Origin of the sequence: Sphingobium sp. IP1, assembly GCF_002708645.1 — a bacterium.
GTDB classification, from domain to species: Bacteria; Pseudomonadota; Alphaproteobacteria; order Sphingomonadales; family Sphingomonadaceae; genus Sphingobium; species Sphingobium yanoikuyae.
In genome coordinates this window covers 1-20,994 of sequence record NZ_NOIW01000093.1, presented here as the reverse complement: position 1 = coordinate 20,994, position 20,994 = coordinate 1, and the positions used below count along the sequence as shown (strand labels likewise).

18 protein-coding genes are annotated in these 20,994 nt (G+C 65.8%); 9 read left to right on the top strand and 9 right to left on the bottom strand.

All coding sequences use genetic code 11. The features are described from left to right. A partial coding sequence (locus tag CG471_RS23230) for a ligase-associated DNA damage response DEXH box helicase (protein WP_099233904.1) occupies positions 1 to 2,277 on the top strand: 2,277 nt, incomplete at its 5' end. 132 nt (positions 2,278 to 2,409) lie between these two features. On the opposite strand, the gene CG471_RS23225 is transcribed toward CG471_RS23230, so the two are convergent. The 4 genes from CG471_RS23225 to gyrB all read right to left on the bottom strand — a co-directional run bounded on the left by CG471_RS23225 (position 2,410) and on the right by gyrB (position 6,906). Further along, positions 2,410 to 3,153, bottom strand: coding sequence for a DJ-1/PfpI family protein (locus CG471_RS23225; protein ID WP_099233903.1), 744 nt, complete (start codon positions 3,151 to 3,153; stop codon positions 2,410 to 2,412). Between the two features lie 52 nt (positions 3,154 to 3,205). Further along, positions 3,206 to 3,709, bottom strand: a complete 504-nt coding sequence (locus CG471_RS23220; protein ID WP_257211662.1) for a membrane-like protein — start codon at positions 3,707 to 3,709, stop codon at positions 3,206 to 3,208. Positions 3,710 to 3,720: 11 nt separating this feature from the next. Next, positions 3,721 to 4,278 carry a DNA-3-methyladenine glycosylase I gene (locus CG471_RS23215; protein ID WP_099233901.1) on the bottom strand — a complete coding sequence of 186 codons (558 nt, stop codon included), beginning with the start codon at positions 4,276 to 4,278 and terminating at the stop codon, positions 3,721 to 3,723. Between the two features lie 120 nt (positions 4,279 to 4,398). Continuing rightward, positions 4,399 to 6,906, bottom strand: coding sequence for a DNA topoisomerase (ATP-hydrolyzing) subunit B (gyrB, locus tag CG471_RS23210; protein ID WP_099233900.1), 2,508 nt, complete (start codon positions 6,904 to 6,906; stop codon positions 4,399 to 4,401). 85 nt (positions 6,907 to 6,991) lie between these two features. On the opposite strand from gyrB, the gene CG471_RS23205 reads away from it, so the two are divergent. After that, positions 6,992 to 7,471, top strand: coding sequence for a hypothetical protein (locus CG471_RS23205; RefSeq protein ID WP_099233899.1), 480 nt, complete (start codon positions 6,992 to 6,994; stop codon positions 7,469 to 7,471). Here the strand turns inward: CG471_RS23205 and CG471_RS23200 are convergent, their stop codons facing one another. From CG471_RS23200 to CG471_RS23190, 3 genes are all read right to left on the bottom strand, one after another. Beyond that, positions 7,472 to 7,978, bottom strand: a complete 507-nt coding sequence (locus CG471_RS23200; protein WP_099233898.1) for a DUF1993 family protein — start codon at positions 7,976 to 7,978, stop codon at positions 7,472 to 7,474. It lies immediately after the preceding gene. Positions 7,979 to 7,994: 16 nt separating this feature from the next. After that, entirely contained in the window at positions 7,995 to 9,188 is a 1,194-nt protein-coding gene (locus CG471_RS23195) for a hypothetical protein (protein ID WP_099233906.1), read from the bottom strand. 140 nt (positions 9,189 to 9,328) lie between these two features. Beyond that, a complete protein-coding gene (locus tag CG471_RS23190) occupies positions 9,329 to 9,937 on the bottom strand; it encodes a YitT family protein (RefSeq protein WP_099233897.1) in 609 nt (202 codons plus the stop codon). An 82-nt stretch (positions 9,938 to 10,019) separates the two neighbouring features. Between CG471_RS23190 and CG471_RS23185 the strand changes: the two genes are divergently transcribed. After that, a complete protein-coding gene (locus tag CG471_RS23185) occupies positions 10,020 to 11,483 on the top strand; it encodes a PLP-dependent aminotransferase family protein (protein ID WP_099233905.1) in 1,464 nt (487 codons plus the stop codon). Positions 11,484 to 11,550: 67 nt separating this feature from the next. Here the strand turns inward: CG471_RS23185 and ppa are convergent, their stop codons facing one another. After that, positions 11,551 to 12,093, bottom strand: a complete 543-nt coding sequence (ppa, locus tag CG471_RS23180; protein ID WP_004209136.1) for an inorganic diphosphatase — start codon at positions 12,091 to 12,093, stop codon at positions 11,551 to 11,553. 37 nt (positions 12,094 to 12,130) lie between these two features. Continuing rightward, positions 12,131 to 14,062: a M61 family metallopeptidase gene (locus CG471_RS23175; RefSeq protein WP_099233896.1), complete on the bottom strand. Its 1,932-nt coding sequence runs from the start codon at positions 14,060 to 14,062 to the stop codon at positions 12,131 to 12,133. Positions 14,063 to 14,202: 140 nt separating this feature from the next. Between CG471_RS23175 and hisS the strand changes: the two genes are divergently transcribed. The 6 genes from hisS to CG471_RS23145 form a co-directional block, all read left to right on the top strand. Further along, positions 14,203 to 15,540, top strand: coding sequence for a histidine--tRNA ligase (hisS, locus tag CG471_RS23170; protein ID WP_257211661.1), 1,338 nt, complete (start codon positions 14,203 to 14,205; stop codon positions 15,538 to 15,540). Further along, positions 15,540 to 16,631 carry a peptide chain release factor 1 gene (gene prfA, locus CG471_RS23165; protein ID WP_010335732.1) on the top strand — a complete coding sequence of 364 codons (1,092 nt, stop codon included), beginning with the start codon at positions 15,540 to 15,542 and terminating at the stop codon, positions 16,629 to 16,631. Before hisS ends, prfA begins: the two co-directional genes overlap by 1 nt. Beyond that, complete coding sequence (prmC, locus tag CG471_RS23160) at positions 16,628 to 17,449, top strand: peptide chain release factor N(5)-glutamine methyltransferase (RefSeq protein WP_099233895.1); 822 nt, start codon at positions 16,628 to 16,630, stop codon at positions 17,447 to 17,449. Before prfA ends, prmC begins: the two co-directional genes overlap by 4 nt. A 311-nt stretch (positions 17,450 to 17,760) precedes the next feature. Beyond that, positions 17,761 to 18,537, top strand: coding sequence for a DUF4167 domain-containing protein (locus tag CG471_RS23155; RefSeq protein ID WP_099233894.1), 777 nt, complete (start codon positions 17,761 to 17,763; stop codon positions 18,535 to 18,537). A 120-nt stretch (positions 18,538 to 18,657) separates the two neighbouring features. Further along, complete coding sequence (locus tag CG471_RS23150) at positions 18,658 to 20,073, top strand: DUF4139 domain-containing protein (RefSeq protein ID WP_099233893.1); 1,416 nt, start codon at positions 18,658 to 18,660, stop codon at positions 20,071 to 20,073. Between the two features lie 13 nt (positions 20,074 to 20,086). Next, the coding region (locus CG471_RS23145; RefSeq protein ID WP_373562070.1) for a DUF4139 domain-containing protein at positions 20,087 to 20,994 on the top strand (908 nt) is incomplete at its 3' end.

Below are 20,994 nucleotides of genomic sequence, written 5' to 3'. Positions count from 1 at the left end.
GGGAAGACGCTGGCCGGCTTCCTGCCGACGCTTTCCGACCTGATCGCCCATCCCGCCGATGGGCTGCACACCCTCTATGTCTCGCCCTTGAAGGCGCTGGCGGTCGATGTGCGGCGCAACCTGCTGACGCCGATCGAGGAAATGGGGTTGGCCGTGCGGGTGGAGACGCGCACCGGCGATACGCCGTCGGATCGCAAGGCGCGGCAGCGGGTGCGGCCGCCGCACATCCTGCTGACCACACCCGAATCCCTGTCGCTGCTGCTGAGCTATCCCGACGCGGCGCTGCTGTTCGAACATCTGCGCACCGTCATCGTCGATGAGGTCCATGCCTTTGCCACGCAGAAGCGCGGCGACCTGCTCAACCTGTCGATGGCGCGGTTGCAGGCGATCAACCCGGAGCTGCGCCGGGTCGCGCTGTCCGCGACCGTGGCCGATGTCGATGCCTATCGCGCCTGGCTGGCGCCCGATGGCGATATCGATGCGGTGACGCCGGTGCTGGGGGAGGCGGGGGCCGAGCCGGACGTCACCATCCTGATTCCGGAGGGGCGGGTGCCCTGGTCGGGCCATTCGGGCAAATATGCCGCGAGCCAGGTGATGGCGGAGATATCGGCGCGACAGACCACGCTCGTCTTCTGCAACACGCGCGGCCTGGCCGAACTCATCTTTCAGGAATTATGGTCGGTCAATGACGCGAACCTGCCGATCGCCATCCATCATGGCAGCCTGTCGATCGAGGCGCGGCGCAAGGTCGAGACGGCGATGGCGGCGGGCAAGCTGCGCGCGCTGGTGGCGACCGCTTCGCTGGACCTCGGCGTCGACTGGGGCAATGTCGATTGCGTGATCCAGATGGGCGCGCCCAAGGGCAGTTCGCGCCTGCTCCAGCGCATCGGCCGCGCCAATCATCGGCTCGACATGGCGTCGGAGGCGATATTGATCCCCGGCAATCGCTTCGAATATCTGGAGGCGCGCGCGGCACTGGACGCGGTCGAGGCGGGGGAGCGGGACGCCGATGATTTCCGCCCCGGCGCGCTCGACGTGCTGGCCCAGCATGTGATGGCGATCGCCTGTGCCGGGCCGTTCCGCGAGGAGGAATTGCTGGCCGAAATCCGATCCGCCACCCCCTATAGCGCGCTGACCGACGAGGGCTTTGCCCATGTGCTGCATTTCATCGAGGGCGGCGGCTATGCGCTGCGCGCCTATGACCGGTTCAAGCGGCTGGTGCGGGAGGGCGACGGCACTTGGCGGGTGTCGCATCCCAAGTTCATCCAGCAGCACCGGATGAATGCCGGCATCATCGTCGATCAGCCCGCGCTGGCGGTGCGCTTCGCCAATGGGCGCAAGCTCGGCACGGTGGAGGAGGGCTTTGCCGCCACCTTGCGGCCGGGCGACAGCTTCTTCTTCTCCGGTATGGCGCTGGAAGTGGTGCGGATGGACACCAGCGACCTGGTGGTCCGCGCGACAGCCAAGACCGCGCGCATCCCCAGCTGGGGCGGCACCCGCATGGCGATGTCGACGCGGCTGGCCGACCGGGTGCGCCATTTCCTGGCCGAACCCGACGCCTGGCACCGCTTTCCCGACGATGTGCGCGAATGGCTGGAGGTGCAGCGCGCCCGTTCCGCCCTGCCGCAACCGGGGCAGCTGCTGGTCGAAACCTTCCCGCATGAGGGGCGCCATTATATGGTCTGCTACAGTTTCGAGGGCTGGAACGCGCACCAGTCGCTCGGCATGTTGCTGACCCGGCGGATGGACGCACAGGGGCTGATGCCGCTGGGCTTCGTGTCGAACGATTATGCGCTGGCGGTCTATGGCCTCAAGCCCGTGACCGATCCGCAAAGCCTGTTTTCCGCCGATATCCTCGACCATGAATTTGTCGACTGGGTCGAGCAGTCGAGCCTGCTCAAGCGGGCCTTCCGCGATGTCGCCGTGATCTCCGGCCTGATCGAGCGCCAGCATCCCGGCAAGCGAAAGACCGGGCGGCAGGTCACTTTTTCCACCGACCTCATCTATGACGTGCTGCGCAAATATCAGCCCGATCATCTGCTGCTCAAGGCCGCCTGGGCCGATGCGCGGGCGCGGATGACCGATGTCGGGCGGCTGGGCGACCTCATTGACCGGGCGGCGTCGACCATGCTGCATGTGCCGCTCGACCGGGTCAGCCCGCTCGCCGTGCCGCTGCTGATCCTGATCGGCCGCGAACAGGTGGCGCAGCGCGATGCCGAGGACGCGCTGCTGATCGAGGCCGAGGCGCTGGTGGCCGAGGCCATGCGCGCGGATTGAGGGGGGCATTCGCCGCCCCCCTCTACTGCCGTCATCCCAGCGAAGGCTGGGATCCCGCTTCTTTCTTCCATTGATGCCAAGAAAGAGAGATGCCAGCCTTCGCTGGCATGACGGAAGGGGTAAGGCTTGGACTTACCCCGGCAACCCGTTCAGCTTGGCAAAGGGATCATCGCTCGCATCCTCCTGCCAGCGATATTCGGTCCGGTTGGCGACCCAGCGGGCCATCTCCTTGCCATAGAGTTTGGCGATCAGGCCCAGCGCCATGTCCGTCCCCGCCGAAATGCCGGAGGAGGAGATATATTTGCCGTCCTCCACCCAGCGGGCATGCGGGATCCACGCGACCTTGGCTCCCTGCGCCGTCGCCCAGGCCCAGGCCATCTTGTTACTGGTCGCCTTCACCCCGTCGATCAGCCCGGTCTTGGCCAGCAGGCCGGAGCCCGTGCAGATCGTGGCTACCTGCGGCGTATCCTGCGCCAGCGTGCGGACCGCGGCGAGGAAGTCGGGGTTGTTCACCTCCCGCCGGGTGCCGAGGCCGCCGGGGATCATCACGATGTCGAGTTTCGGCGCATCGGCAAAGCCATGATCGGCGATCGTCTGCGGCCCGGCGCCGCTGCGCACTGGTCCGGCCTTGTCGGCGATCATGACAATCTCGACCCGGTCTTTCAGCATGCCGAACATTTCCAGCGGGCCGAACACGTCGAGCAGTTCGAACCCGTCGAACAACACCATGCCGAGCTTCTTCTTTGGCCCGCTTGGCGGCACCGGCGGCTGCACGGAAAGTTGCGCCGATACAGTCGTGCCGGTCGCGGCGAGCGCGATTCCGGCGGTGAGGAGAAAGTTGCGCCGCGCAACATCGGCTTTGGGCTGGTCGCTCATCGTCACATGCTCCCTGTTTGCCGGGTTAGACGAGCGATGGCGGCGATCCCGCCTATTCGCCGCCGTCCTTGTAGCCGCCACAGCCCTTCAGCACGCCTTCGCCGAAGGAAAGCTGCACCCGGTCGGACCAGATGGCGTCGCTCATCCCGTCGCTGCACGGCCCTTCGGTGACGGTCATTGCAAAGCCATCGCCCAGAAAGCGGATGGCGCGGGGATCATCGGTGCGGGTGACGCTGTAGCGCAGCGGACGATGATCGGGCCGCTGCAAGGTCGCGACCGATCCGGTGACGATCACCGCCCAGAAAGGCTCGGTGCCGATCGCGCGATATTCCTCAGGGGGAGGAGGGGCGGCGGGTGTTTCACGGGAAACAGCGGCGGTGGTCGGTTGCGCGATCGGGGCAGGGGCCGGTTCGGGCGCGGCACTTTCATTGGCGACGATCGCCTGATTGAGGGCAGGGGCCGCGTTGGCGATCGCATTGTCGGCGCGATTGTCGACCATGTTCGGCGGCACGGGATCGCCCGAGCAGGCGGCAAGGGCTAAGAGCCCTGTCAACATCGCCGTCATCTTCACGGGCCGGTCCGCCGGAAACAATGGACCGCATGATCGTCGACCATGCCGATCGCCTGCATCCAGGCATAGACGATGGTAGGCCCGACGAACTTGAAGCCGCGCTTCTTGAGATCCTTGGAAATCGCCTCCGACAGGGCGGTCTGGGTCGGGAAGGTCGTGCCGTCGCCGATGATCGGCCCGTCGGGCGCGAAGGACCAGACATAGGCGGCGAAATCCTCGCCGGCGTCGCGCATCGCGCGATAGATTTGCGCGCCCCTGATCGTCGCCTCGATCTTGGCACGGGCGCGGACGATGCCGGGATCGGCCATCAGCCGTTCGACATCGTCGGGACCGAAGGCGGCGACCTTGTCCGGATCGAAGCCGGCAAAGGCGGCGCGAAACGCCTCGCGCTTGCGCAAGATGGTGATCCAGCTGAGCCCGGCCTGGAACCCCTCCAGCATCAGCATTTCCCACAGCATGCGCGAATCATGCTGGGGCACGCCCCATTCTTCGTCATGATAGCTTTGGTAGAGTGGGTCCGGTCCCACCCAGCTGCAGCGTGGCAGATCGGTCATAGGTTTTGGGTGCGCCTGACGGCGCACGGAGCCGCACCGGCCCGCACCCCCACCCGGCCGCCCAAGAGATTATCCTGATTGGGTGGCCGGGCGGGGGTGCGGGCTGGCGCAGTCATCCGATCAAACGTCCAGGTTGGCGACGTTCAGCGCATTGTCCTGGATGAATTCGCGGCGCGGTTCGACCACGTCGCCCATCAGCTTGGTGAAGATTTCGTCGGCGACGTCGGCCTGTTCCACCTCGACGCGCAGCATCGAGCGATTGTCCGGGTCCAGCGTGGTTTCCCACAGCTGTTCCGCGTTCATTTCGCCCAGACCCTTGTAGCGCTGGATCGACAGGCCCTTGCGGCCGGCGGACAGGATCGCTTCCAGCAATTCGCTGGGGCGCGAGATGTTGACGCCCTTGGCCGACACGGCGGGTAGTTCGTCCTCGCCCAGTTCGTCCTGCGCGGCGACGGCCTTGGCCGAGACCAGGCGGCTACCCTTGGCATAGCTTTCCGCCTCTTCGCTGGCGGTGCCGTGCAGCTTGCGCGCTTCGGCGGAGCCCAGGAAGCCATTTTCGATGACATGATGGTCGGTCACGCCGCGCCACAGCCGTTCGAAATGGAAGCCGCCGCCCTCGGCGATGCGGCCAGTCCACTTGCCTTCGGAATCATGCGATGCGATCCACGCGACCGCCGTGGCCAGCCGTTCGGCCAGCTGTGTTTCGGACAGTTCGGGATCAAGCGCGCCGGTCAGGCCCAGCGCCTCGATGATCGCCGGGTCGTAGCGACGCGGCACATAGCGCATCACCGCGCGCATGCGGCGGGCATGGTCGATCAGGCTGCGCAGATCGTCGCCGGTGCGGGCGCCGCCGGTGGTTTCCAGCGCCATCGTGTCAACGCCATTGTCGACCAGATATTGCTCCAGCGCGGCTTCGTCCTTCAGATAGACTTCGGACCGGCCACGGCTCGCCTTGTAGAGCGGCGGCTGGGCGATGAAGAGATGGCCCGCCTCGATGATCTGGGGCATCTGGCGATAGAAGAAGGTCAGCAGCAGCGTGCGGATATGCGCGCCGTCGACGTCGGCGTCGGTCATGATGACGATCTTGTGGTAACGCAGCTTGTCCAGGTTGAAATCGTCGCGAATGCCGGTGCCCATCGCCTGGATCAGCGTGCCGACTTCCTTGGACGACAGCATCTTGTCGAAGCGCGCGCGCTCGACGTTCAGGATCTTGCCCTTCAGCGGCAGGATCGCCTGATTGTGGCGATTGCGGCCCTGCTTGGCCGAACCACCGGCCGAGTCACCCTCGACCAGGAAGAGTTCGGACTTGGCGGGGTCGCGCTCCTGACAGTCGGCCAGCTTGCCGGGCAGCGAGGCGATGTCCATCGCGCCCTTGCGGCGGGTCAGTTCACGCGCACGCTTGGCCGCCTCACGGGCGGCGGCGGCGTCGATCACCTTCTGGACGATCATCTTGCCGTGGCCGGGATTCTCTTCCAGCCACTCGGCCATCTTGTCGGCCATCAGGCTTTCGAGCGGCTGGCGCACTTCGGAGCTGACCAGCTTGTCCTTGGTCTGCGAGCTGAATTTGGGATCGGGCAGCTTGACCGAAACGATCGCGGTCAGGCCTTCGCGCATATCCTCACCGGTGAGGCTCACCTTCTCCTTCTTCAGCAGGCCGGTCTTTTCGGCATAGCTGTTGAGGGTCCGGGTCAGTGCCGCGCGGAAGGCAGCCAAGTGCGTGCCGCCATCGCGCTGCGGGATGTTGTTGGTGAAGCAGAGGACATTCTCGTAATAAGAATCGTTCCACTCCAGCGCGACGTCGATGGTCACGTCGTCGCGGGTGCCGGCGATCGCGATCGGATCGGGCATCAGCGCATTCTTGTTGCGGTCGAGATATTTGACGAAGGCCGCGATGCCGCCCTCATAATAAAGCTCGACTTCCTTCTTCTCCTCATGGCGCGCATCGACTAGGAACAGGCGCACGCCGCTGTTGAGGAAAGCCAGTTCGCGATAGCGATGCTCCAGCTTGTCGAAATCATATTCGGTCTGGTTCTTGAACGTGCCGCCATCACCCGGCACCTTCTCGGTCGAGGCGAGGAAGGTCACGCGGGTGCCCTTCTTGCCCTCGGGCGCATCGCCGATGATCTTGAGCGGCGCGGTGGCATCGCCATAGGCGAAGCGCATCCAATGTTCCTTGCCGTCGCGCCAGATGTTGAGGTCCAGCCATTCGGACAGGGCGTTCACCACCGAGACGCCCACGCCGTGCAGGCCGCCCGACACCTTATAGGCATTGTCGTCCGACGTGTTCTCGAACTTGCCGCCCGCGTGCAGCTGGGTCATGATGACCTCGGCCGCCGACACGCCTTCTTCCTTGTGGATGCCGGTCGGGATGCCGCGGCCATTATCCTCGACACTGACGCTGTTGTCGGGGTTGAGCGTGATGACGATCCGGTCGCAATGGCCGGCCAGCGCCTCGTCGATCGCATTGTCGCTGACCTCGAACACCATATGGTGCAGGCCCGACCCGTCGTCGGTGTCGCCGATATACATGCCGGGCCGCTTGCGCACGGCGTCGAGGCCTTTCAGCACCTTGATGCTGTCGGCGCCATATTCATTGCTGTTGGGGCTGTTCTGCTGTTCGTCGCTCATACCCAGCATATAGGGAATGGCGCCTCGAAACTAAAGCGAAACATGGCGGCTTCCACCCGGCTTTGGGGCGGTTTATCAGGCGCTCATGCGTGTTGTCCCGATCCTTGCCCTGATGCTGCTTTCCGCCTGCTCGCGCAGCAGCGAAGTCGCCGACGAATTGCCCAACAGCTCGCTGGCCGGCGCCCCGCGCGAGGCGATGCCCGAAACCCGGATCGAGGCGACCCTGGCCCGGCCGGTGACGATCGGCGAGGATGGCCCCCGGCTCGATGCCTGCGGCGCGATGGGACAGGCGACCCGTGTCGGGCCGCAGGGATTGAGCGTCCGGTCCGCGCCCTTTGCCGAGGCGAAGGCGCTGGCGCAGCTGGCCGAAGGCGCGCGGGTGCATGTCTGCACCCGCAGCATCGACCAGAAATGGCTGGGCGTGGTGATCCCGCCGCCAGCGCCCGAAGGCGCGGCACCGACCGATTGCGGCGTGCGCGAACCGGTCGACCGCAAGCAGGCCTATGCCGGTCCCTGCACCAGCGGCTGGGTCTCCAGCGCCTATGTCCGGCTGGTGGCGGGCTGATTACAGTCCGCCCAGATAATCCAGCTTGCCCAGCGGCACGCCGGCTTGGCGCAGCAGGGCATAGGCGGTCGTCAGGTGGAAATAGAAATTGGGCAGCGAGAAGGTCAGCACATGGCTGCGCCCGGTGGAGGAAAATTCGCCGCGCGAGGTCTTGAGGATGACGGTCGCCTCCTCGCGCCCGTCGATCCTGTCGCGCGGTACCGATTCCAGGAAGGCGATGGTGCGGGCGATGCGATCCTGCAGGTCGGCGAACGTCTCCTCCGTGTCGGGCAGGGGGAGGGGCTCCAGCTCGCCGATGCGGATGATCGCGCCCTTGGCGCTGTCGGTGGCGAGCTGCACCTGTGCGGTCAGCGGGCGCATATCCTCGATCAGGCGGGCGCCGGTCAGCGTGGCGGGATCGATCCCCTGTTCGGCGGCATAAACCGCACCCTTGTCGAGCAGGGTGGAGAGGACGCGCAGGCCACGCCGGAAGGCGGGGACGGTCAGGTCGTAGAGTTCGGTCGCCACGTGAGCAGGATTCCCTTCATTCGATGCCGGTGAAGACCAGCTTCTGCACGCGGCGGCCGGTGTTCACTTCGGTCGCATAGATATTGCCGGCGCTGTCGGTATCAATGCTGTGCAGCCAGGTGAATTGCCCGGCCTGCCGCCCGATCCGGCCGAAGGCGCCAAGCACGGTGTGGGTCTTGCGCTCCAGCACCCAGATGCGGCCGTTCATCATGTCGGCGACGTAGAGATAGGTCTGGTCGGGGTCGGGCGAGAAGGCGATGTCGGTGACGGTGTGGGTGCCGCCGGTTTCCGGCGCGATCGCCAGGTCGCGCACGAAGGTCAGGCCGCCATCCTTCTCCCGCTTGAACAGTTGTGCGCGGTTATTGTTGCGGTCGCAGACATAGAGGTGGCCGTCATTCGTCGGCACCACGCAATGGACGATGCTGTTGAAGATGGCGGACTTGGGATCGGCGACCCGGCTGGGATCGACGGCATGGCTCTGGTCGAACGTGCCCTGCAGCACCGGTCCGCTCGGCGGCTTGGCATAGGCGCCCCAGCGGCCCTTGTAGCTATTGGTCCGGTCGTCGAAGCCGATCACCCGGCGGTTCACATAGCCGTCGGATATCAGCACCATGCCGTCCGAATGATTGATGTCGGACGGGTTGCCGAGTTGATCGGTCGCATCATTGCCGCCGGTCTTGTCGCGCCGGCCGAAGCTGCGGATATATTTGCCCTCCGGCGTATAGTTCATGACGACATGGTCGCCCTTGCCATTGCCGCCGAACCAGACGCTGCCGGCCTTGTCGACGAAGATGCCATGCAGGCTGGCGGGCCATTGATTGACGCCATCGACCGTGGGGGCGCTGGCGGCGCCGCCCCAGCCGCCCAGATAGCGGCCATCCTGGGCGAAGCGCACCACCGGCGGGGCCGGCTTGCAGCAGACGGCGGTGGCGGGCGATTCGGCGAGGCCCGTGTCGGTCGCGGTCAGGCTGTGCGGGCGATGCACGACCCAGACCGAATCGTCCGGACCGACCGCAACGCCGCCGACCTGACTCCGCAGCAGATCGCCCGGCATGGCCGGCCAGGCGGCATCGACCTTGAAGCGCGGCATCTTGGTGCCAGCGGGCGCGATCTGTTCGAAGGCGAGGGGAGCGAGCGCCTGCTCCGGCGGCGCGGCGGAGGCCGCGACGGCGAAGGGCAGGGTAAGGGCAGCGGCGAGGAAGGCGCGCATCGGCGGGGACTCCTTGATCGTCGGGAATGGCGGAGGCGGGATCATGCCCGACTGCCCGGTCCGGTCAAGGAAGATGCAACGCATTTTCAATGCAGAAAAGGACCGGCCGACGGGTTTCTGTCGGCCGGTCAGGGGGCAACTTATCCCGCGATCGCCGGGCGCTCGGGCGGCGTGATCGTGAAGAAGGGCAGGGCATGGTGGACGATCCAGCCGATCGTCGCGGCATAGACGATGGTGCCGATGCCGACCGTGCCGCCCAGCATCCAGCCGGTCGCCAGGACCGCGATCTCGATACCGGTGCGCACCCATTTGACCGGCCAGCCGTTGCGGCGGCACAGGCCCGTCATCAATCCGTCGCGCGGACCCGGCCCCAGGCCGGCACCGATATAGGCGCCACCGGCAATGCCATTCAGCACGATCCCCGCGCCCAGCCAGGCGGCGCGCATCGCATAGCCGTCCGGCGTCGGCAGATAATGGAGGCTGATGTCCACCGCCGTGCCGATCACCAAAATGTTGCAGACCGTGCCGATCCCCGGCCGCTGCCGCAATGGCCACCAGAGCAGCAGCACGACCGCGCCGACCAGGTTGACCGTCATGCCGAAGCTGAGGCCGAGCTTGGGCGCCAGTCCCTGATGCAGCACATCCCAGGGATCGAGCCCCAGATTGGCGCGCAGCATCAGCGCCATGGCAAAGCCGTAGAGCACAAGGCCCCAGAAGAGCTGGAAGAGGCGGCGGGTCATCATGGGCATCAGGACTAGCCAAATTGGCCTTTTACAAAAGGACCAATGGCGCGTAAGTGGCCTTCAAATCTCTCTGATTGGATTGATCGCCATGTCCACTTCCTTCCTTCGGCCCCCCTCGCTGCTGCGGTTGCTGGGCGCCTGGCGCGCGCAGGACAGTGCCGAGCCGGCCTATCGCCAATTGGCGCAGGCGCTGCGGATGCTGGTGCTGGACGGGCGGATCGGCCTCAATGTCCGGTTGCCGGGCGAGCGGGAACTGGCCGCCGCGCTGGGGCTCAGCCGCACCACCATTGCCGCCGCCTTCGACCGGCTGCGCGACGAGGGCTATCTGGAAAGCCGGCAGGGGTCGGGCAGCGTCACCCGCCTGCCGCCCGGCCGGGTCGAGACCCCGACGCCCGACATCGATGGGGTCACCGGCGACAATCTGCTCAACTGGACCCATGCCGCGCTGCCGGCCGCGCCCGGCGTGGGCCTGGCCTATGCCCATGCGGTCGAGGCGCTGCCCGCCTATCTGGGGGATCTGGGCTATGATCCGCTCGGCCTGCCGGTGCTGCGCCGGGCGATCGCCGCCCATTATGAGCGGCGTGGCTGCCCGACCGATCCCGACCAGATCATGATCACCAACGGTGCGCAGCAGGGTTTCTCGCTGCTGCTGCAATGGCTGGCGGGGCCGGGCGACCGGGCGGTGATCGACCATCCCACCTATCATAATGCGATCCAGGCGTTGCAGCGGGCCAATGTCGTGCCGGTGCCGGTCGGCCTGCCGGTCCATGGCTGGGATATCGACGCCATGGACGCGGCCTTCCGCCAGACCGCGCCGCGCTTTGCCTATATCATCGCCGATTTCCACAATCCCACCGGGCGCAGCATGGACCCGGCGACCCGCCGCGCGCTGGTTTCGGTGGCGATGCGCACCCACACGCCGCTGGTGATCGACGAGACGATGGTGGCGATGGGGCTCGACGGATCGCCGCCGCCGCCGGTCGCCTGCCATGATCCGTCCGGCCGCCATGTCATCACCCTGGGGTCGGCCAGCAAGATCTTCTGGGGCGGGCTTCGGGTTGGCTGGATCCGTGCCGATCCGCAGACCGTGGCCGCGCTCGGCCGCATCCGCACGACGATGGACATGGCCAGCCCCGTGGTCGAGCAGCTCGCCGTCGCCCAGCTGATGGACGCGGACGAGGGGCTGGGTCCGCGCGCGGCGATGCTGCGCGACCGGCGCGACCATCTGCTGGCGCAACTGGAAAAACATCTGCCGCACTGGCGGGTGGAATCGCCGGCCGGCGGCCTGTCGCTCTGGGCCGAACTGCCCCGCGCGGAGGCAAGCGCGCTCGCCGCGCTGGCGGGCAATCATGGCGTGCGCATAGCCGCCGGCCCGCGCTTCGGCGTCAATGGCGCGTTCGAGCGGTTCCTGCGCCTACCCTTCACCCTGCCGGAAGCGCAGCTCGACATGGGCGTCGCTCGGCTGGTGGAGGCGGATGCTCGCCTCCACGCCCGCACCCCGCGCGGCCGCGATCCGCTGGCCCTCGCCCTGGAGGCCGACCGATTGATCTGACCCATAAGAAAAGGGCCGCGCGGAACATCACCGCGCGGCCCTTTTCAATCGGCTATGCCAAAGGGGCTCAGCCCTTCTTCTTCTCGGCCTGATAGCGTTCGATCGCTTCCAGCGTGATCCGCTTGGCGTCTTCCGCGCCACCCCAGGTGCCGATGCGCACCCACTTGGTCTTTTCCAGATCCTTATAGTGAGTGAAGAAATGCTCGATCTGCTCCATCACGATGGTGGGCAGATCGTCCTTCTCGCCGACATTATTATAATAGGGGAAGGTCTTGTTGTCCGGCACGCAGACCAGCTTCTCGTCGCCGCCGGCTTCGTCTTCCAGGTTCAGCACGGCGATCGGGCGTGCGCGCACGACCGAGCCGGGCACGAACGGCGAGCGGGCGATGACCAGCGCGTCGAGCGGATCGCCATCGGGCGACAGGGTGTGCGGCACGAAGCCGTAATTCGCCGGATAGCGCATCGGCGTATGCAGGATGCGATCGACGAACAGCGCGCCCGAGGCCTTGTCGAACTCGTACTTCACGGGTTCGCCGCCAACCGGCACCTCGATGATGACGTTCAGGCTGTTTGGCGGATCTTCGCCGACGGGGATCAGGTCAATATTCATGCATCTTCGCCTTTTACATGCGGTTGCTTGGAAATCTTCAGGTGCGCGGCTGCAGCAGCTTGTCGAGGCTGCCTTCGCCGGTGCCGGTCTTTTCGAGGTGCGGATAGCGCAGGCCATCCGAATAAGCGAGGGTCAGGGTACGATAATATTTGTCCTGCTTTAGGATAAGCTGGATCGGCTTCTTCGCGTCCTTAGCCTCGGTCAGCGCCGTCTTGAATGCGTCGCTCGAATATTCATTGCCGTTCACCGCAATAATCTTCGATCCTACCGCAAGGCCGGCCTTGAACGCTGCGCTGTTCCAGATCACGGCCGCGATATCGCCGTCATTCTTGACCGTCAGGCCCACGCCAAAGCTCTGGTCGACCGTCTTCTGCGCGCCTTCGGCCGCCTTGGTGATGGCATTGGGGGTATCGGTATAGACCAGCTTGTAGCCGCCCAGGGTGAAGCCGCCCTTGGGCGTTTCCGTGGTGGGGCTGTCGACATATTTGTGGAACAGGCCGGCCCAGTCATAGGGGGCGACGCCGTTCAGCGTGTCGATCACGTCCTGGCGATTATAGACGACCTGGCCCCAGTCGCCCGGCTTGATGCCGAAAAAGGCCTTGGCGAAATCGTCGATGCCCTTGGCGCCTTTGGTCTGCTGGCGCAGGATGCCGTCGACCTCCAGCCAGATCATCAGGCCTTCATTATAATAATCCTCCGACCGCTGCCAGTTGGCCCAGCCCTTGGGACGGCGGGCGGAGATGATCGGATCATTGGTGGTGTCCACCATCGGGCGCCATTCGCGGCCGCGCGTAGTGTCCAGCTTCGCTGCAATCTGGGCATAGGCGTCCAGCGTCTCCTGCTTGGAGAACATGCCCGAACGCGCGCCCAGCACATAGCCCCAGAACTGGGTCTGGCCTTCATAGACCCACAGCAGGCTGTCCTGCATCGGCACGTCGAAATTGGGCGTCCACAGCAGGTCGGGGCGGCGGAACTTGCCGTCCCAGCTATGGGTGAATTCATGCGGCAGCAGGTTGCGGTCGAGCAGCGCCTCGCCCGAATCCCACTTCTTGAAATAGCCCGGCTCGACCTGATTCTCGGACGAGCGATGATGCTCCAGGCCAATGCCGCCCATCTCGTCGGTGATCGACAGCAGGAAATCATAATGGTCGAAATGATAGGTACCGAACGCGGCGCCGGCTTCGGCCACCAGCTTCTTGTGCCTGGCGATCTGGTCGGTGTTGAACACCAGTTCGTCGGCATCGTCGGCAACGATGTTCAGCGTGACGTTGTGGCCCAGGTCCACCGCCTTGAAATGGGTGCCGGCAAAGACCGGCGAGTCCTGCAGCGCCTCATAGTCGATCACGTCATAGGCGATGGTGTCGCCGCTACGCTTGCCGCGCAGCGCGGTCGCCGCCTGCCAGCCGGCGGGATAGGTGACATTGGCCTGCACCGGGATCTGGCGGGTATAATAGCCGGCCGGGTAGAGCGAGACATCTTCCCACTGGATATTCTGCATCTTGGGCGTCACGACGACGCGGCCCTGGTTGGTCGCGGTCGCCGACAGGAACTGGAACTGCGCCACGACCTGCTTGGTGCCGGCCGGCACGTCGATCTCGAACGCATAGACGTTGAGCGGATTGCGCTTCCAGCTGATCGGCTTGCCGTCGGCGGTGAAGGTCAGGCCGGTCAGTTTCTCGATCGGGCCGCGCGGGGCATGGTTGCCGGGCAGCCATTCGGGCATCAGCAGGGTCATCGGGCCGCTCGACGCGACGGGAATGGTTTCCTTCACGCGGAAGATGCGCTGCACCGTGTCGGTGGCATCGACGTCAAGGCGGATCGTGCCGCCCGGATAGGGGACATCCTTGGGCATCGGCTTGGCGCTGTCGACGGGCAGGGCGGTCGGCTTGGAACGGATGACGTCCTGCGCCAGCAACGGGCTGGCAATCGCGGTCGAAAGGCAAAGGGCGGCAGCAAGGCTGCGGATCATGACGGTCTCCAGAAAAGGAACGGGGGCCGGACGGCCCGTCTGTCCCAAGCATGGCGGGGCGAATCGCCCGCGTCCACCCCTTATGCCGCCATAAAAAGCGCGTTTCCTTGGGCCGCAATTATCGTTAAAGGCGCTGCCCCATGGCGAAGATCGAAACGCCGCGCCCGGTGCGCGGAACGCAGGACATGTTGGGCGGCACGGCGGAGGCGTTCCAGGAACGCTTCGCCCATGTCGTCGCCACCTTTGACCGGGTGCGCAAACTCTATGGATTCCAGCGGGTTGAAGTGCCCGTTTTTGAATCGACCGCGGTGTTCGCCCGTTCGCTGGGCGAAAGCACCGACGTTGTGTCGAAGGAAATGTACACGTTCGAGGATCGCGGCGGTGACAGCATCACCCTGCGCCCCGAATTCACCGCCGGCATTTCACGCGCCTATATTACCGAGGGCTGGCAGCAATATGCGCCGCTCAAGGTCGCGACCCATGGCCCGCTGTTCCGTTACGAGCGCCCGCAAAAGGGCCGCTTCCGTCAGTTCCACCAGCTCGACGCCGAAATCCTGGGCGCGGGCGAGCCGGCGGCCGATGTCGAGCTGCTGGTGCTGGCCGACCAGCTGCTGCGCGAACTGGGCGTGTCGGAAGGCGTGACCTTGAACCTCAACACGCTCGGCGACGCGGAAAGCCGCGAAGCCTGGCGCGCCGCGCTGATCGCCCATTTCGAGGCGCATCGTGGCGAGCTGTCGGAAGAAAGCATCGACCGGCTGGCGAAGAATCCGCTGCGCATCCTCGACTCCAAGGATCCGCGCGATCGCCCGATCGCCGACAGCGCGCCGGACATCGACGCCTATCTGACCGACGAGGCGCGCAGCTTCTTCGACAAGGTGACCAGCGGCCTCGACGCCGCCGGTGTCGCCTGGGAACGCAATTCGCGGCTGGTGCGTGGCCTCGATTATTATCGCCACACCGCGTTCGAGTTCATTACCGGCCGGCTCGGCGCACAGGGCACGGTGCTGGGCGGCGGTCGCTATGACGGCCTGATCGAAAATCTGGGCGGTCCGTCCACCCCGGCGGTTGGCTGGGCAGCGGGTATCGAGCGGCTGGCGATGCTGATCGACCAGCCGGCGATCGACAAGCCGCAGGTCGTGCTGATCCCGATGGGCGAGGCGGCCGAGGCGAAGGCGACTGGCATCATCGCCGATCTGCGCCGTGCCGGCATCGCCTGCGACATGGGCTATCGCGGCAATATGAAGAAGCGGATGCAGCGCGCCAACGCGTCGGGTGCTCGCTATGCGATCATCCTCGGTGATGACGAGCTGGCGCGGGGCGAAGTGGCCATCAAAGATCTTGAACAAGGATCACAAGCGACGGCTGCTCTCGCCGGCCTTACCGACGCCATGTGGGCGCAGGTGATGCGGAATGAGTTTCCAGATGCGGTAACGACGAACGCCGATGGTGTCGTTGTCCAAGAGCCGTTTCAGCTCTGATGCACATTTCCGCCGAACGCATCGCGCAGATCGAGGCGCGCCGGGACGAGGTGCAGGCGTCGATGACGCGCGCCGACCTCGCGCCCGATGCGTTCGTGAAACTGTCCAAGGAATATGCCGAGATCGAGCCGGTGGCGCGGGCCGCGCATGAAGTGCGCCGGCTGCGCCAGGAGTTGCGTGCGCTCGAACAGATGGCCGGCGGCGAGGACAGCGATGCCGATCCGCTGATGCGCGAAATGGCGCAGGAGGAAATGCAGCTGCTCAAGGGGCAGCTGCCCGATGCCGAGCGCGCGCTGGCGCTGCAGCTGCTGCCCAAGGATTCGGCTGATGCCCGCCCGGCGATGCTGGAAATCCGCGCCGGCACCGGCGGCGACGAGGCGGCTTTGTTCGCCGGCGACCTGTTCCGCATGTATCAGCGCTATGCCGATACCCAGGGGTGGAAGATGGAGATGCTCTCCGCCAACGCCTCGGAACAGGGCGGTTTCAAGGAAGTCGTGGCCAGCATCAACGGCACCGGCGTCTTCGCCAAGCTGAAGTTCGAGAGCGGCGTGCATCGCGTCCAGCGCGTGCCGGTCACCGAAAGCGGTGGTCGCATCCATACGTCGGCTGCGACCGTGGCGATCCTGCCCGAGCCGGAAGAGGTCGACGTCCAGATCGCCGATTCCGACCTCAAGATCGACATCTATCGCGCCTCGGGCGCCGGTGGCCAGCACGTCAACACCACCGATTCCGCCGTGCGCATCACCCATTTGCCGACCGGGATCGTCGTGACACAGCAGGACGAGCGATCGCAGCACAAGAACAAGGCCAAGGCGATGCAGGTGCTGCGCGCCCGCATCTATGAGGCGGAGCGCGAGCGCACCCAGAGCGAACAGGCCGGCGCGCGCAAGGCGATGGTGGGATCGGGCGACCGGTCGGAGCGCATTCGCACCTATAATTTCCCGCAGGGGCGGGTGACCGACCATCGCATCAACCTGACCCTGCACCGCCTGCCCGAAATTCTCGAAGGGCCGGGGCTTGCCGAAGTGATCGACGCGCTGGTGGCCGAGGATGAGGCCGCGCGCCTCGCCCAGTTGGACGGGGTGGCGTGAGCGTCGCCGATGCACTGCGCGACGCCACTGTCAGCTTAGCCGCGATCAGCGACACCCCCCGGCTCGACGCCGAACTGCTGATGGCCCATGCACTGGGCATCGGCCGCAATGACCTGCTGCTGCGCCAGCGCGATCTGTCTGCCCCTGACACTTTCGCTGTCCATCTGCAGCAACGGCTGGCCGGCGCGCCGATCGCCCATATTCTGGGCAGCCGCGATTTCTGGACGATCAGCCTGGCCGTCACCCCCGACGTATTGATCCCGCGCCCGGACAGCGAGACGCTGATCGAGGCGGCGGTCGATCATTTCCGCGATCGTGCGCCCGCGACCCTGCTGGACCTTGGCACCGGATCGGGCGCGCTGCTGCTCGCCGCGCTCGACCAGTGGCCCGATGCGACAGGGCTGGGCATCGATGCCTCGGCCGCAGCGCTGGGGGTGGCGCAGGGCAATGCCGACCGGCTGGGCATGGGGACGCGTGCGCGCTTCCAACTGGGCGATTGGGCGGCCGGCGTGACCGGACCGTTCGACCTGCTGCTGATCAACCCGCCCTATATCGCCACCGACGCGCCGCTCGCCGGCGATGTGCTGCACGATCCGGCCAGCGCCCTGTTTGCCGGCGCCGACGGGCTGGACGATTATCGCCGCATCGCGCCGCAACTGCCCGCGCTGATCGCGCCGGGCGGCATGGCCGCGATCGAGATCGGCTATGATCAGGGGCAAAGCGTGTCGGCGCTGCTGCGGGCACAGGGGCTGGGCGTGTCGCTGCGCCGCGACCTTGCGGGGCATGATCGCTGCCTCGTCGCCACGCCGGGCGAATAAGAAGGCGGGATTTCACGCTACCACAGCGAAAATTGCTTGGTTTATCGCGTGAATGCCATTACATCGGGATCAGGAAAACCGCCATTCCGGCGACATGGCCTTATCAGGCCATTGATGGATAAGGCATTTTCCTGCTCCTGAAAGTCAAGATGGCGCTGCTGCGCAAGCGCCTCTGGTGGCTGAGGGCGTGGTCCGGTTCGGATCATGTCTGGCGGAGCCACATCCGGCCCCACGGAAGGGGCGGTGCTTGGGGATAGCAGCTGAACAGTGTTTTCAGTGAATATTATCATAGCGAACGCAAGGATCATGTCTTGATCAACAACCGGCAGGCCGGTCGCCGCAATCGCGGCCGGAATAATAACAACAACGGTCGTCCCAATGGCGGTAACCGGGGTGGTGGCGACAACGGCAACCGTATCGACAACCGCGCCCGCGGCAATGCGGCCCAGCTTCTTGAGAAATACAAGAATATGGCGCGCGATGCCCAGATGGCCGGCGACCGTGTGAACGCCGAATATTATCTGCAGTTCGCCGATCATTATTTCCGCGTGCTGGCCGACAATCGTTCGCGCCAGGAGGAGCAGCAGCAGCGCTTCCGCCGGAATGACGAGAATTTCGACGATGAGGGCGAAGATTTCGAGGGCAATGAGGACGGCGCCGAAGAGGGCCGCACCGAACAGCCCGAGCGCGCCGAACGCGATTATGACCGTCGCGAACCGCGCGGCGAGCGCCAGGATCGCGGTGATCGCAATGACCGCGGTGACCGCAACGACCGGGGCGACCGCAACCGTCGTGACCGCAATCGTCGCGACCGCCCGGTGGCCGAGGAAGGCGCCGAGCAGCAGCCGGTGGCAGCCGAACAGCCTGCAGAACTCGCAGCCGAGCCGGCCGCCGAAGCGCCCAAGCCGCGCCGTGGCCGTCCGCGCAAGGCCGATGCCGCGCCGACCGAAGCGAATGAAGGCCTGGATGTCAGCATCCTGCCGCCCTCGATCGCTCGCGCCGATAATGACAGCGACACGGACGTGACCGAGGAAGCGCCCCGCAAGCGCACCCGTCGCGCCCGTCCGGCAACCGAAGCCGCCGAATAAGCGCGGCTTTCGGGCAACCCCAAAAACAAAAAGGGCGGTGCCATCCCGGCGCCGCCCTTTTTGTTTGCAAATATAGCCGCTTGGGGCAGAAGATCGTCGCATAAGGGGAGTGCAGACCTGATGACGACTGTCCGCCTGTTGACCGGTCTGGCGCTGCTGCTGCCGGCCGCCGCCTTTGCCCAGACCGCTGCTGTCGATCCCACCGGCGCCACTGCGCAGGGCGATGTCGCCGTCACCATCTATAATGGCGGTCCGTCGCTGGTGCAGGATGACCGGCAATTGAGCGTCAATGCCGGCCGCAACCGCATCGAATTTCCCGACGTCTCGGCCCGCATCCGGCCCGAGACGGTCAATCTCTCCGGCCCCGGCTTCTCGATCGTCGAGCAGAATTTCGATTTCGACCTGCTCTCGCCCGACAAGCTGATGGACAAGGCGGTGGGGCAGGAAGTGACGCTGGTCCGCACCAATCCCGCGACCGGCACCGAGACTCGCGAGCGCGCCAAGATACTCGCGGCCAATGGCGGCATCGTCATGCAGATCGGTTCGCGGATCGAGGTGCTGCGCGACGACGGCCTGCCAGTGCGTGTGATCTTCGATCGGGTGCCGCCCAATTTGCGCGCCCGTCCGACCCTGTCGGTGACGATCGAGGCCGCGCGCGGCGGCACCGTGCCGGCCCGATTATCCTATCTGACGCCCAATCTTGGCTGGACCGCCGACTATGTCGCACTGTTCGACGCGGCCAAGGGCGCGATGGACATGCAGGGCTGGGTGACGCTCACCAACAATACGGGCACGAGCTTCACCAATGCGAAGACGATCCTGGTCGCCGGCAATCCGGCCAATGGCGGGGGGCGGCGTAACTGGTGGCAGTCGTCGGGAACGGGGGGGAGCGGCGCGATCGACCAGGCCGGCACCGAAAGCGGCCCGCGCGAGCGGCTGGGCGACTATTATCTCTATCCGCTGGCCGATCGCACGACCATCGCCAATGCCCAGCAGAAGCAGGTCAGCTTCCTCGACGTGAAGGGCGCGCCGGCGCGCGCGACCTATGAATATCTCAATAGCTGGATGGGCAGTTCGACCGAGCCGATGAGCGCGTCGAGCGTGCTCAAATTCTCGACCTCGAAACAGGGCGGGCTTGGCGATCAGCTGCCGGCCGGCACGATCCGCGTCTATATGCGCGACGCGCGCGGCGATCCGCAGTTCATCGGTGAGAACAGCATCGACCATACGCCGATGGGTTCCTCCATGGCGCTGCGCACCGGCGAGGCATTCGACGTCAAGGTGCGCCCGACCGTCGAGCAGCGCACGAAGAAGGGCAGCCAGCGCTGGGAAACGCGGATGCGCTACACGCTCACCAATGCCCGGCCCGAAGCGGTGACGGTCGACCTGGCCCAGCAGGGGCTGTGGGGCGACACCCGCGTTACCGCACAAAGCCTCGAAGGCAAGCGCGTCTCCGCCGACCGGATGGAATGGAGCGTGCCGGTGCCGGCCAATGGCTCGGTCGATCTCAGCGTCACCTTCGATTCGCGCTACTGACCGGGCCGGCGCCGTGCTGCTGCGCGTCCTCGCCCTACTTCTGCTCTGCCTCGGCATCGCGCCGGCGCGGGCGGGGACGGTGGTTTCGGCCAAGGCGGATTCGGTCTCGGTCACCGTCTATCGCCAGCCCGATCGCGCCAAGGGGGCGATCGATCCCAAATGGCCTGGCGGCTATGCGCTGATCAATGAGACTCGCATCATCGACCTGCCCAAAGGCGACTCGGTGGTGCGGTTCGAGGGGGTGGCAGAGGGGCTGATGCCCGAAACCGCGATCCTCTCGGGCATGCCGCAGGGCGTGCGCGAGAAGAATCGCGATGCCCGGCTGCTCTCGCCCGCCGGTCTGGTCGACGCCTATCTCAAGCGCAGCGTCACCCTGCGCCGCACCGACCGCAAGACCGGCAAGGTCAGCGAGCAGGATGCGATCATCAGCGCCGGGCCGATGGGCGGCGTCATCGTCCAGACGGCGCAGGGCTATGAGGCGCTGGGATGCAGCGGTCTGCCGGAACGCATGCTCTATCCGCGCGTGCCGACCGACCTGTCGCCGCGCCCGACGCTATCGGTGATCGCCACCAGCGCCCGGTCCGCCCGCGTCACGCTGCAACTTACCTATCTGGCCGAGGGATTCGACTGGGCCGCCAATTATGTCGCCGACATGCAGGATGATGGCCGCCATCTCGATCTCATGGCCTGGCTGACCGTGGCCAATGGCGGCGTCACCGGCTTTGCCGACGCCCGGCTCAGCGTCATCGCCGGCCAGCCCAACAAACAGGGGCGCAAGGTGCAACCCCGTTCGACCGGCGGACCGCTGCAGCTGCGCTGCTGGCCAATGGACATCACCAGCACCCATCCACAGTGGGAACTGTTCCCGATCGAGATGCCGCAGGCCGAGGCGATGATGGATTCGGCGCAGGAGATCGTGCT

Coding starts and splice junctions, on each gene's coding strand:
- CG471_RS23215 (WP_099233901.1), bottom strand. CDS start 4,278: ATGACCGATCTGCCACGCTGCAGCTGGGTGGGACCGGACCCACTCTAC.
- CG471_RS23195 (WP_099233906.1), bottom strand. CDS start 9,188: ATGCGCGCCTTCCTCGCCGCTGCCCTTACCCTGCCCTTCGCCGTCGCG.
- CG471_RS23175 (WP_099233896.1), bottom strand. CDS start 14,062: ATGATCCGCAGCCTTGCTGCCGCCCTTTGCCTTTCGACCGCGATTGCC.
- gyrB (WP_099233900.1), bottom strand. CDS start 6,906: ATGAGCGACGAACAGCAGAACAGCCCCAACAGCAATGAATATGGCGCC.
- prfA (WP_010335732.1), top strand. CDS start 15,540: ATGCACATTTCCGCCGAACGCATCGCGCAGATCGAGGCGCGCCGGGAC.
- CG471_RS23185 (WP_099233905.1), top strand. CDS start 10,020: ATGTCCACTTCCTTCCTTCGGCCCCCCTCGCTGCTGCGGTTGCTGGGC.
- CG471_RS23205 (WP_099233899.1), top strand. CDS start 6,992: ATGCGTGTTGTCCCGATCCTTGCCCTGATGCTGCTTTCCGCCTGCTCG.
- hisS (WP_257211661.1), top strand. CDS start 14,203: ATGGCGAAGATCGAAACGCCGCGCCCGGTGCGCGGAACGCAGGACATG.
- CG471_RS23225 (WP_099233903.1), bottom strand. CDS start 3,153: ATGAGCGACCAGCCCAAAGCCGATGTTGCGCGGCGCAACTTTCTCCTC.
- CG471_RS23150 (WP_099233893.1), top strand. CDS start 18,658: ATGACGACTGTCCGCCTGTTGACCGGTCTGGCGCTGCTGCTGCCGGCC.
- CG471_RS23190 (WP_099233897.1), bottom strand. CDS start 9,937: ATGCCCATGATGACCCGCCGCCTCTTCCAGCTCTTCTGGGGCCTTGTG.
- ppa (WP_004209136.1), bottom strand. CDS start 12,093: ATGAATATTGACCTGATCCCCGTCGGCGAAGATCCGCCAAACAGCCTG.
- CG471_RS23220 (WP_257211662.1), bottom strand. CDS start 3,709: ATGTTGACAGGGCTCTTAGCCCTTGCCGCCTGCTCGGGCGATCCCGTG.